Origin of the sequence: Amycolatopsis sp. NBC_00348 (assembly GCF_036114655.1) — a bacterium.
GTDB lineage: Bacteria > Actinomycetota > Actinomycetes > Mycobacteriales > Pseudonocardiaceae > Amycolatopsis.
Map to the genome: position 1 here is coordinate 2,245,300 of NZ_CP107994.1, position 12,268 is coordinate 2,257,567.

A 12,268-nucleotide genomic window follows, 5' to 3' on the forward strand; every position below is an offset into this window, starting at 1 on the left:
GAGTGTACCCGGAGTCTGCCCGAGGAGCATACCCGTGACCAGCAGGATTTCGGTCTGTTGATAGAAGGGCGAGCCAATCGCGCCCATGCTGGGACGTAAACGTCCGTGAAGGTTCCTGCAGGCGTGGACCGGCTGCGTTCTGGCCACCCTGGGTGACCACGGCCACCACGGGGAGCACTTTCTGTAGCCGCATAGCGCCAATGGGCCGCGCATTCCGGCCGGAGCGTCGTTCGGAAAATCATCGTGATGGACTATTGACTGTGCGGGAACGCAACTACTCTGCGAGTGATCCTCTTGACATGCAAAGTTGACTGCTATACCGTCAAAAATGCTCCTTAAGCAGTAATATGAACGGTGAGGGAGGAGGTGGACCATGCGGTCGATTCGTTTTATCGCTCGTGCTGCGGGGTTTGGTCGTCTTATGCGCAAGAACCCCACTGGTCGTTTCCACTACCACTACAGTTAGGCCACTCTTGCTTTCGGCTGACGAAGTGCGACGCCTGAGTGTGCTTCGTTTTTGATTAACTGCACGACGGGATGGCAGGTCGTCAGCGAAGTCCTGCGTGGTCGGCGACAGGGTGGCGGGTGCCCAGGGAATTCGTTCGGGGGTCATCTCGACAGTACAGCCGTGAAAGATGTTTCGCGGTCGGTGGGGGATGGCCGGGCAGCGATCCGGCGGCGGTGTGTCCTGCGTCGATGGTTCGCAGTGGCCGTGACGACAGACCGGGCCCCGCCACTTCTTCAGGTGCGCGCGGTATCGCGCTCGACCTCCATGGGTTGCCGGCAAGGGGCAGATGTCGTTGCGGTGCGCGTAGTGCGACCGGTCCACGCAGTGAACCAATGCCACCAATCACAGGGCTACCGGTGACACCGACGCGGGCCCACCAGGGTGGCCATCACCCGCAGCTCATGGCCTTGCCGGAGTCGACCGGCCGTGTCGCCGGTGGACCCCGGGGCGAATCGAACTCGGCCACCACGGGCCGTAGCCACCTCGATGACAAGCCTTCGACTCGCCACTCCGTGACCACGGTGGATTGCTCCAGCAAAAGATCATTCCACCGGGTGGCCACAGCCATGCACGAAATCGGGTGGTACTTCGCGACTGTCGACCAGGCTCGGACGGCCCGCGTCGGAGCCTCTCGTACGCCGTCCCACCTGCCGTCGAGCAGCTTGTTTCTCCAGCGTCGAGCAGCCTGTTTCCGGCTCGCCGCGCGATTTCGGGGCATCCGTTACGCTCGCCGAAGCCACCCTCACCCGGGTCACGACCCGCATGGCGGCGCCGAACTACGCCGTCGTTGCCGGTGCCGTGGCGCCCACCGGCCAGGCCGACCGTCGGTGCTACGCCGGCAGACACCGCCGCCACGGCGGCTGCGTCCGGGTCATCGGGCGGTGAGCTCGACGCGATGGAGGGGACGGACGGCGAGTGAACTCATTCGCCTTCCCGCAGCCTGTACCGCTGCAGCTTGTTCGTGGCGGTCCGCGGTAGCTTCTTGATGAAGTCGATGTGCCGCGGGTGCTTGTAGGCGGCGATGGAGCGCTTGACGTGGTCCTGCAGTTCCGTCGCCAGCTCCGCGCCAGGAAGGTGGCCGGTCCGGATGACAATGTAGGCGGCCACCACCTGGCCGAGCTCATCGTCGGGTTTACCGACCACCGCAGCCTCGGCGACTGCCGGATGAGTGAGCAGGACGGACTCGACCTCGACGGCGGAGATGTTGTGACCGGCGGAGATGATCATGTCGTCCGACCGGCCCTGGTACCAGAAGTATCCGCCGGCGTCCCGGACGTAGGTGTCGCCCGTGATGTTCCAGCCGTACTTGACGTACTCGGACTGACGGTCGCCATACAGGTAGCGGCAGCCGATCGGGCCGCGAACGGCGAGCCGACCCGGCGTCCCGTCGGGCACCTCTTGCCCGTTCTCGTCCACGACCTTGGCCAGCCAGCCGGGGACCACCCGTCCGGTTGCGCCGGGCCGGATGTCGTCGTCGGCGGCCGAGATGAAGATGTGCAGCAGTTCGGTTGCGCCCAACCCGTCGATGATGCGGAGACCGGTTGCTTCGTACCATGATTGCCAGGTCCGCACGGGTAGATGCTCACCAGCCGAGACGCATCGGCGCAGGGAGCTCAGATCCACGTCCGCGATGTGGTCGAGCAGTGCGCGGTAGGCCGATGGTGCCGTGAACAGTACCGAGATGCGGTGCTTGGGAATGGCCTCCAGCAGGCCGGCCGGCCCGGGGTAACTCGGGAAGACGGTGCGCGCTCCGGCCCGAAAGGGGAACAGTACCAGGCCGCCCAGGCCGTAGGTGAAACCTAGTGGTGGCGTGCCGGCGAACACATCGCTCGACCTCGGCGCCAGCACCTGGGTGCTGAAGGTGTCGCAGACGGCCAGCACGTCTCGGTGAAAGTGCATGCATCCTTTGGGCGAACCGGTCGTGCCCGAGGTGAATGCGATGAGGGCAACGTCGTCAGCCGCGGTCGGAACGCCGGCAAATCCGGGCTCCGCGCGGCGAGCCAAGCCACACAGGTTCTCTGGGTCGTCGTCGCCGAAGCAGGCGAGGGTCATTCCGGCGACACCGGCCGCGAGCACTTCGGACCTGCCCCCTGCGTCGCACAGGGCAAGGCCAGCCGAACTGAGCCCGGCGATCGTGGCCAGCTCCTTGCTCCGGAGGTCCGGCGCGACCGTCACGGCCACCCCGCCTGCCATCACGGTCGCGAACCAGCACGCGACCAGCCAAGGCGAGTTGGATCCGTAGAGTAGAACGCGATTTCCCGGAACCAATTCGTAGACCTCGGTCAGTACCCGGGCGAGCCGGTCGACGGTGTCGGCGAGCTCGCCATAGGTCCACGTCCCGGCATCGTCCACCATGCACACTTGCTCAGCCCCGAACCGCTCCACCGCTTCGGTCAGGAGGACGCTCGCACAATTGAGGACGTCCGGGTACGACGGCGAGGTGTCGAGTAGCTCCGGCCAAGTTTCCCGGGCCGGCAGGTGGTCTCGGGAGAACGAATCGACGTGAGCGGAGTGGCCATAGGCCATAGCTACCATCCTCAACGGGATACAGGAGGTGTGTGTGCGGCGAACTGCGATCTGGCCATCCAGCCCGATCCAAGCACGTGGGAAGCGGCCGTGAACCCCACGTTTCGGCGCGGACCTTCGATGATGTCCTACCCGTTCGGGATCGGCCTGTCCACCCGCACCCGCAGGCGACCCCATCCGGCCGAGCCGCCGCCCTCGGGCTTGTCACGCAACTTCATCGCGGGACCAGCCTCTCCTGCCGACAGCGAAGATCACTCACCGCATCGAGGTTACGAGAAGAGTCACTAGGTCGGACTAATGCGTAGAGGAGGGCCACTCTTGACACACAAAATTGTTCAGTCTAAAGTAAAAAGAGATATCAGTGCCAGGTTAAATGGGGGAATGGGTCATGCGGTCGATTCGTTTCATGGCTCCCATCATGGGGGGCGACCAGAGTCTGCGCTGGAATCTGGTGCCACTGTTTCCTGTCGATACTCCTAGGGCGAGCAGGCTTCGACTGGCAAGGGTCAGCGACTAGATGGTGCGCCTGCTTTCCCATCCTGACAACCTCTGGAAAGAGATGGTTAGGATCGAGAAAAAATGCTACGGCAAGATGGCATATCGCACCATCTCCGGCGAGATTGTCGTGTGTCATCCGGAACTTGCTCGCTCGGTGTTGGCCGAACGAGGGGAGTCGGTGGCGCGCACGCCGCCCTTCTGGCGTAGCGGTCTGGGGCCACTTCCTGACGAGGCTCGGAGGGCACTGAACCGGTGGGTGGTGCAGCGGCTCTACGAGCAGGATCCGGTGGAGTCTGCAGAGATCGCCCTGCGGCGTGTCCTTTCTGCCGACGGGGATCTGCATGCGACCTGCGTTCAGAGCCTGGTTGACGGTCTCAAGGTTCCCATGGGTTGCGGGGAAGATCCAGAACTCGAGCGTGTCGTACGCACCTTCTTTGAGAGCGTGTTCCTGCCGACGATCCTGGGCACCATCACGAAACGCCGGAACGAGCGACTGTTCGAGAACTGCTCGGTAGCAGCAGGAAAGTGTATAGCGAACTCCTGGCCCGAACTTTTTCCAGCGAATCTGGGCTTCGAAGACGAGCCGGACTTTCTGGCTAGAATCGGAGACCTGTACCTGCGCCGGACGGCGGCATTCGTGGCTTCCACGTCCATCGCCCTGGCCTGGCTGTTGACAGTGTTGTTCTCGCAGGACCAAGTATCTCTGCGCGGGCCGCTGCCGCGCTCGGAGCTTGACGAAGTCGACCCCCAGTGGATTGCGCTGGAGTGCCTACGGCTGTGGCCCCCTTCGTGGCGGCTCCGACGCAATGTGACGAGTGATCAGGCGATCGGGCCAATCTCCGCCTTGGCCGGCGATAATCTCCACGTACTCTTGTATGCGATTCAGCGTCACTCGGACTTCTGGGCTGACCCTCATTCGTTCAAGCCTGCTCGCTGGCAGGATACTTCTCCGCGAGAGCTGCTGGCCTTCGGGAGTGGGCCAGGATCCTGCGTCGGTGCGCGGTTCGCCACCGAATGGCTCACCGCCGCCGTGTCCATGCTGCGCAGGGAGCACCTGAAGGTCTCCCAAATCGGCCGCCGCCCGCATGTGACGACGAGCTTTTCTCCGCCCATATCCCATGTGAGCCGTGGCTAGTGGATCGGCATCCGTCGACAACAACGTCAAGTATGCGAAACGGAGACTACGGGACACCAGCCGGGTCGACGGCGTACCCCTGGCGCTGATCGATGAGCATTAAGGAAGGAATCCCCGAATGGTCGATCATTCCGACGCCCGATCGTCCCTCGCAGTGGAGATCCAGACCCAGCTTCGCCGCCATCCGACCGTGGCGCAGGCGGCGGTGACGGTCAAGTCCTCTTCCGGCAGCGGGCAGGCCTCCGAACTCAAGGCCTATGTGGTGCCGGTCGTAGAGCAAGGCGTCGATACCGAAGAATTGTACCGGTACCTGCGGGAGCGCCTGCAACCCGGACATGTCCCATCTCGGATACACGTCGTCGATCTGCTGCAGCGCGACGAATCAGGCCACATCGACTGGGAAGCGCTCGAGCGCCATGTGCAGTCGACGGCGCCGGTCGACGAAATACCCGACATCCGGACGGATGTCGAGGAGCGGTTGACCAGGATCTGGGAGTCACTCCTCCGTCGATCCAACGTGGGCCTCGACGAGAACTTCGTCCGGCTGGGGGGCGACTCGTTGCAGATGTTGCGGATGATCACCCTCGTTCGCGAGGAGTTCGGACAACGGCTGAAGGTTGAAGATGTGCTTCGGGAGCCAACGATCCGAAACGTCGGACAATTGCTGAAAGACGCCGCTGAGGCCACGCCCTGACATGACGAAACTCCTCATCGGAAACGACTTCATCGACGAGATCAGAAGCGACGACGCGTCCACCGGTTGGTGGGTACAGCGTATAGCGTGGTTCGCCGAGCACGGTGACGTGCTCGTGCTGGGCGAACCTCCCGACTGGGACTTCCTGCGGTATGTGGGGCGGATGCTTCGTGTCGAGCCGCGCTCGTGGACAATTGTCGTGGTACAGGACTACCTGCCGGGCACGGCAGAGGTCTCCGGCGAAACCCTGCTGCATCCAGACGTCGTCGCGGCGTTGCGGACCGCCGTCGAGCGGGCCGGGGTCGACCGGGTGGTGCCGGTGTGGCCCGATCCGGCGGTCGGCGTGCTGGCCGAGATTCTGGGTCTTGAACATGCACTGCCGGGCTATGGATTCATCAGGCAGTCCGGAGGCCGGTACGGCTCCAGCAAAGCTCTGTTTCGCGCCGCTGCCGCCGGCTGCGGAGTCCCGATCGCGCCCGGTGCGATCTGCACGACGCGCACCGACATGATCCGTGAAGCACGCCGGTTGTTGGAACAGTACGGCGTGGTCATGTTCAAACACGAGTTGATCCAGGCGGGCAGAGGAAATGAGATAGTCAGTCTGGGAAAGCGGATCCAGCCCATCGGAGCTCCGCGAGTCGTGGAGCTGTCCCACGATTCCGAGATCGACGCGTACGTCGCGCAAAGATGGGACTGGCTGAGCAGCGGAGGACGGGCCCGCTCGATTGTCGAGCGGTACTATCCGGGAAGTACCACTTTGATCGCCGAGTTCGAGTGTACCGATGAGGGCGTTCGATTCGACTGTGACGGAGAGCTGCTCCTGGCTCCGCTGATGGCCGGACAGGTACTGCCGGCGCAAGACCTCGAAGACTCCGTGCGTGCGGATCTGTTCGATGGGGCCGACCGTCTGGCGCATGCTCTGCAAGCGCTCGGCTATCGCGGAACGGTGTCGCCCGACGCCATTGTCAACGACCACCGCGAAGTCATCTTCACGGAATGGAATGCGCGCATCACGGGGTCGACGCACGTCCACGCCGGAATAGGTCGGAGAGTGGTGGGCGACGCCTTCGGCAAGGACAGGTTGGTCATGGAGAGACTCTGGCCATCTGGTTGGTCGGTGACCTCGTTCAGCGACGCCAGCCAGCGCCTGGAAGCCTCCGGGCTGGCGTATGACGACCGATCCAGGGAAGGTGTCGTTCTCAACACCGCGTTCGATGGGCGAGGCGGCCTGATCTATTCCGTGGTGGCCGAGGACGTCGACCGATCATACGATCTCGATCGGTCCCTCAAGAAGGTGTTCGGGAGATGAGCGTCGTGCCGCCGGCCGACAGCGCGTTCTACCGGCCGGCATCCCCGGCACAACGAGGCATGTGGCTCAGCTGGACGTTGAAGCCCGACAAGTCGATGTACGTCAACGTGTATGCTTATCTGCTGTCCGGACCGATCGACATCCGGGTGCTGGATGAAGCCTTTCGCGATCTGCTGCTGGAACACGAGGTGCTGCGCACCGGACTGCTCCAGGTTGAGGGTTCCGTCGTTCAGTACACCAAGGCGCCGACCGACGAATCCGCCTTGGACGTCGAGGACTGGAGCCGGCGACCGGTGACAGCGGCGGATATCGACACTTGGATCTCTGAACAGCGAAATACACCCTTCGACCTTTCGGACCCCCCACTCGTCCGCGCTGCCCTGCTGCGGCTCGACGCACAGCGTGCCGTACTGGCGGTTCGGCTGCATCATGCCGTGACGGACGGAGAAAGCCACAGAATGCTGTGCACAGAACTGACTCGCCTGTACCGGGACTGTGCAGCGGGCAGACGGAGTACTGCCGCCACCTACGCACTGCCGATGCGCCGAGTCGAACAAGAGCGACGCTGGCTGGGGTCAAAGGAGTACGTTGAGGCGCTGACTCATCGCCTCGCGGAACTGAGGCGGGCCGACATCATCGAGTTCCCGGCGCCGACGGATGAGAGTCCGCTCGTGGGCAGCTCCGTCATTTCCATTCCGCGCCGGCAGGTCGGCGCGCTTCTGGAGCACGCTCAAAGCATGGGCGTAACGCCCTTCAGCACACTGCTCACGGTAGTGTCCGGCGTGTTGTACCGGGTCTCCGGGAAGGACAAGTACATCGTCGGACTGGCGATGAGCACTCGCGACGAATCTGTCGAGAACCAATTCGGATATTTCGTCAATCTGGTTCCGGTAGCACTGTCCTTCGACGAGGACATGACAGCAGAGGATCTCTTGTTGTCGACGAGCGACAGCGTGATGTCGGGCATTATGGTGCGGTCGATCCCGTTCGAGGAACTCGTGGCGTCGCTGCCGGAGTTGCGGCCGGTCGGCCGACCGCCGATCGTGCAGGTCGTCTTCGGCGTCGACGACGCATCCGACCGGAACCATCGGATCTCGATCGAGGGTGTGAGCAGTGAGAACATTCCGGTCACCGGGTCCGCGTTGGAGTTCGACCTCGAGTGCGCATGCACACTCACTGCCGAGGAGTTGGTCGTCAGGCTCTACTGGTGCAACGCTCTGGGGGATTCCCACGTCGCGTCACTTCTCAACGAGATCGACCGAACTCTCCGGTGGCTCAACACGCACCTCGGCTCGCTCGTACGTGAATGGCCTGTCGAGTTGCGGTGGGAGAGGTAGCCGGTAGTGCGGGTCGAGCATCTCACCGACATCGAGCTCCAGGGCTGGCTGACACTGTTCTGGATGGGGCAGGACGGTCAGGATGTCGTGCTGCGGGAGGAATGGGACCTGGATGTACGGTCCAGTGCGTCGGACGTGCTCGACGGGGTAGCGAGACTATGCGCGCGCCACGAGATTCTACGCTCGAATTTCGGCATCGATTCCTCCGGTGATCCGGTGCGGATGGTGACGGACCCGATCGACTTCACGCCACCGGTCACCATCGTCGACAGCGGCTCGCCGGAGTTCGCCCCGGAAATCGGCGGCGCGGTATCGGACGGTCGCTACTTGTGGCAAATGGTGTTGGCCGTCGACGGCGGGGCCGTGTCGTCGGTGCGGTTGTATCTGCGACATATCCTGGCGGACGCGTTCGGAATGGCGGTGTGGCGCACGGATCTGAGCTCGGCGATCCTTGACCCGGAGTGGGATCCGCCGCTACCGGTGGTCGGTCGTCAGTTCACGTTGACGGGGGAGACCGGCCGGACCGGCAACGAGCAACGTACGGCCGGGTGGGCCCATGCGCCGCAGGCCGTGGTGCCCGTTGTCCGGTCAACGGTACCTCATTCCCACTACTGCGCCGCTACGGCGGTGCCGGGGCTGGGCACTGAACTCGAGGTCCTCGGAGATGACGCGGGTGTCGGTAGCACAGTCTGCGCGAAGTTCGCGGTAGCGTGGGCAATGTCGCAGTTGTCCGGCCAGTCGAATGTACTTCTGGCCAATGTGGTGTACACGGACAGCTTCGAAAGCAGGGAGATCGCCTGCCGGACCTTCAATGTTCGAGAATCGATCAGCATTCGAGCCGAGGACACGTTCCTGTCCGCACTGCGGGAAATGCGCCGAAATTCATTGGACGCCTACATGGCCTTGATGGAGTGTGGCTTCTCGTCCGACATCGATCGCGATGCGCTGATCCTGCAGCGGCGCGGAATCGGCGGTGCCGCTCCGACATATTTTGACTATATCCCACTGCAACAGATGGCGGCCGAGGTGACCGAAATTGTGGAGGGGCAGAAACAAGCTGTCAGCTCCATTGGCCAGAACATGGTCGACTGCCTGTCCCCGGTGTTCATCTTGGAGCAACTCAACGACAGTGATGTTCGAATGAATATCCTGGCGGACGACAAGGTGATTTCCCGTGATTTGGCGCTGGAATTGCCGTTCATTGTGTATCGGTTTGTGCGGCTGGCCAGGCGGCTGTCGATGCGGGTGGCGACCGCGCGGGAGTTGTTCCGCGACAGGGACCGGCTTCATGTAGGCAGCCGGCTCGTCGCGAACAGGTGGGTGCAGACCGATGTACTGCGGTCGTGCCTGGTGGATGCCCCGGGCGTCCTGGACGCCACCGTGACGGTGACGGAGGACAGGGTCCGTGCCGATATCGTTCTCGCCGACGGCGCAGCTGTATTCGATGTACACGAGTTCATCACGGCGCACGTCTTCGCGGACCGCAGGATTTGCGCACCGGATGTCTATCGATGGAGGACGGCGCAGTGTCAGGTTTCGGATGAATGGTTTCCCGGCAGCGGTGCGGTGCCGCGCCTGCCGTGCCGGACGAGGAACGAAGAGGTCCTAGTCGAGGTCATGGGCGAGCTGCACCAGGAGAAGGTCTCGAACCTGGCTCTCACGTATCTTGGTGCGGGAGGGCGCCTCCGAAGGGCGCCGGCAGTCGTGGAGCGATTGCGGCTGCGCGGGTTGGCTGGACTGCGTAGAGAACATTTCGAGACGACGTTCTCTCTGCGGATGCTCGGCACGCTACTGCGTCCGATCGATGTGGTAACCCCGTGCTCCTAATCTCGGGAGGTTGACGTGGTGAAGAGGATGCGCATCGCTGTTGTCGGGGGTGGTCCGGGTGGTCTCTTCTTCGCCGCTGTGGGGAAGAAGTTGGATCCGCACTGGCATATCGACCTGTGGGATCGCGGGCCCGTTGGGGGAAGGGACGGCTTCGGTGTTGTGTTGCCTGCTGGTCTTCTCGGTGACGTAGGCGGCACCGACGGGTCGTCGTTTTCGGCGCCTGAGGCACGAATGTCGTGTTGCTCGGACATCGATATCCGTGTCGACGACCGGCAGGTCACGTCGCATGGTCACAGCTTTGCGGCGATGGGTCGGCGACGGCTGTTGGACACTCTGCGGGAGCGTTGTGCAACGCTCGGGGTCACGCTGCATCTGAATCGGGACGCCGCGTCGATCGATTTTCTTTCCGAAAGGTACGATGTTGTGGTCGCCGCGGACGGTGCGAACTCGGCGGTCAGAAAGGCACGCGCGGACGCTTTCGGCACGCACCTGTCGTGGGGGTGCAACAAATACATCTGGCTGGGTACCGACCGCGAGTTCAGGGCGTTTCAATTCGCTTTCGTCCGTACTCCGCGCGGGATCGTGCACTTGCACGGATACCCGTACGGTGAATCCGCCTCGTCGATTATCGTGGAGATACCCAGGTCGCTGTGGAAAGACGTGGGCCTGCCCGATGCCGATTGGATCTCGGACACGTTCGGGGCGGTGCTGAGAGGCCATCGAATCGTTCTCGGAAACTCGCGATGGCTCGACTTCGCGACAGTTGCCAACCGTACGTGGCGGGACGGCAACATCGTACTGCTGGGGGATGCGGCGCACACCACGCACTATTCCGTCGGGTCCGGAACACATCTGGCGATGGCGGATGCACGCACTCTGGCGTACTGCCTGAAAGAGCACGGCGACATTTCGGCCGGTCTGGCCGACTACGAGACGCTGCGACGTCGGGTCGTCGCCAGTGCGCAGCAGGTGGCCCGGGCCAGCCAGGAATGGTTTGAGAACGTCGCTGACCACTGGGGTCAGGACATCGACGAGTTCGCTTTCGGCCTGTTGACCCGCGGCGTCCGTTGACTTGACGTGCATGTCCCAATGGTTGTGGTTGTCGGGCTGGTCGAGCCAGACGCGGTGCGGGCGGCTGGGGTACACGGTGAGGCCGAGTCGCTCCCGGCCTGGTCGGCCGAGCCGGGTCCAGGCGTGGATGGTGCGTTTGAGGTCGGTCAGCCGGAGGTCGCCGGGGCGTAGTTGGTCGGCCCAGGCCCTGTGGGGTTCCATAAGTCGGTTCGTGGATCTGACCTGCGGTGGCGGGCGCGTTCAATGGGCAGAGCATGATCGCCAGCCATGGCGCTGCGTTTGCTCTACCTGATCTTCCTCCGGCTGGTGAGCCTGCTGGTGTTGCTTGGGCGCTCGTCGGCGTCGAAGGACGTCGAGCTGCTCGTGTTACGCCACGAGGTGGCCGTGCTGCGCCGAGGCAACCCGAAACCTCGCCTGAACTGGGCTGACCGGGCTGTTCTCGCCGCGCTGGTTCGGCTGCTGCCCACCGGGCTGCGGGCACACCGGTTGGTCACCCCGGGCACGATCCTGCGCTGGCACCGGCGCCTCGTCGCCGGGAAGTGGCCCTACCCATACCGAGCCGGCCGTCCGCCCGTCGACGAGGCGCTCACCGAGCTGATCGAACGGATGGCCAGGGAGAATCACCACTGGGGATACAAGAGAATTCAGGGTGAGCTGGCCAAGCTTGGTCACCGGGTCGGTTCCTCGACGATCCGGCGGATCCTGAAGCGTGCGCGGATACCACCCGCTCCGGACCGGCAGAACAACACGACCTGGCGGCAGTTCTTGCGCACGCAGGCGGCGACGGCGCTGGCGTGCGACTTCTTCCACGTCGACTGCGCGTTCACCCTGAAGCGGATCTACGTGTTCTTCGTGCTGGAGGTCGGCAGCCGCTACGTCCACATCCTGGGAACGACCACGAATCCGGACGGCGCGTGGACTACGCAGCAGATCCGCAACCTGGTGATGGATCTCGGCGATCGAGTCGGCGAGTTCAGGTTTCTTGTCCGCGATCGGGCTGGTCAGTTCGCGGCCTCGTTCGACACTGTCCTGGCCGACGTCGCATGTTGATCGTGAGCGAGCGGCATCTGCGCGCCGCGCTTGCCGAGTACCTCCGGCACTACAACGGTCGACGGCCGCACCGGTCCCGCGAGCTTCGCCCACCCCGCCCGACCTACCCCATGGCGAACCTCGGCTCTCAGCGGATCAAGCGACAGCGACTCCTCGGAGGCCTGATTAGCGAGTACGAACGGGCCGCGTAAAGCTACTGGTCAGGGCAGGTGACTGCCTTTGGAACCCCACAGGATGTCCTGGAGGAGCGCTGGCTGCGGTCACTGGCGTCGCTGTATCCGGGGGAGCGGGCGAAGCTGGTGTCCTGGTTCCC

The 12,268-nt window shown here is 63.5% G+C and carries 8 protein-coding genes; 7 read left to right on the forward strand and 1 reads right to left on the reverse strand.

What is annotated here, in order from left to right; all coding sequences use genetic code 11:
- Positions 1-1,429: 1,429 nt before the first annotated feature.
- On the reverse strand, positions 1,430-3,034 hold the full coding sequence (locus OHS58_RS10115) for an AMP-binding protein (protein ID WP_328648032.1): 1,605 nt from the start codon (positions 3,032-3,034) through the stop codon (positions 1,430-1,432).
- A gap of 517 nt (positions 3,035-3,551) precedes the next feature.
- On the opposite strand from OHS58_RS10115, the gene OHS58_RS10120 reads away from it, so the two are divergent.
- The 7 genes from OHS58_RS10120 (at position 3,552) to OHS58_RS10150 (ending at position 11,955) form a co-directional block, all read left to right on the forward strand.
- Positions 3,552-4,667: a cytochrome P450 gene (locus OHS58_RS10120; protein ID WP_326952950.1), complete on the forward strand. Its 1,116-nt coding sequence runs from the start codon at positions 3,552-3,554 to the stop codon at positions 4,665-4,667.
- 154 nt (positions 4,668-4,821) lie between these two features.
- Positions 4,822-5,361, forward strand: coding sequence for a phosphopantetheine-binding protein (locus OHS58_RS10125; protein WP_326950059.1), 540 nt, complete (start codon positions 4,822-4,824; stop codon positions 5,359-5,361).
- A gap of 1 nt (position 5,362) precedes the next feature.
- On the forward strand, positions 5,363-6,670 hold the full coding sequence (locus OHS58_RS10130; RefSeq protein WP_328648033.1) for a peptide ligase PGM1-related protein: 1,308 nt from the start codon (positions 5,363-5,365) through the stop codon (positions 6,668-6,670).
- Complete coding sequence (locus OHS58_RS10135) at positions 6,667-8,007, forward strand: condensation domain-containing protein (RefSeq protein ID WP_328648034.1); 1,341 nt, start codon at positions 6,667-6,669, stop codon at positions 8,005-8,007. The genes OHS58_RS10130 and OHS58_RS10135 overlap by 4 nt, the downstream gene beginning before the upstream one ends.
- Before the next feature lie 6 nt (positions 8,008-8,013).
- Positions 8,014-9,834, forward strand: coding sequence for a hypothetical protein (locus tag OHS58_RS10140; RefSeq protein WP_328648035.1), 1,821 nt, complete (start codon positions 8,014-8,016; stop codon positions 9,832-9,834).
- A 27-nt stretch (positions 9,835-9,861) separates the two neighbouring features.
- Positions 9,862-10,905, forward strand: coding sequence for an FAD-dependent monooxygenase (locus tag OHS58_RS10145; protein WP_328648036.1), 1,044 nt, complete (start codon positions 9,862-9,864; stop codon positions 10,903-10,905).
- A gap of 267 nt (positions 10,906-11,172) precedes the next feature.
- Positions 11,173-11,955, forward strand: coding sequence for a helix-turn-helix domain-containing protein (locus tag OHS58_RS10150; RefSeq protein ID WP_328648037.1), 783 nt, complete (start codon positions 11,173-11,175; stop codon positions 11,953-11,955).
- Positions 11,956-12,268 lie beyond the last annotated feature (313 nt).

Excerpts from the sequence above, each read along its gene's own strand:
- OHS58_RS10115 (WP_328648032.1), bottom strand. The coding sequence starts at position 3,034 with ATGGCCTATGGCCACTCCGCTCACGTCGATTCGTTCTCCCGAGACCAC.
- OHS58_RS10120 (WP_326952950.1), top strand. The coding sequence starts at position 3,552 with ATGGTGCGCCTGCTTTCCCATCCTGACAACCTCTGGAAAGAGATGGTT.
- OHS58_RS10130 (WP_328648033.1), top strand. The coding sequence starts at position 5,363 with ATGACGAAACTCCTCATCGGAAACGACTTCATCGACGAGATCAGAAGC.
- OHS58_RS10135 (WP_328648034.1), top strand. The coding sequence starts at position 6,667 with ATGAGCGTCGTGCCGCCGGCCGACAGCGCGTTCTACCGGCCGGCATCC.
- OHS58_RS10145 (WP_328648036.1), top strand. The coding sequence starts at position 9,862 with ATGCGCATCGCTGTTGTCGGGGGTGGTCCGGGTGGTCTCTTCTTCGCC.
- OHS58_RS10150 (WP_328648037.1), top strand. The coding sequence starts at position 11,173 with ATGGCGCTGCGTTTGCTCTACCTGATCTTCCTCCGGCTGGTGAGCCTG.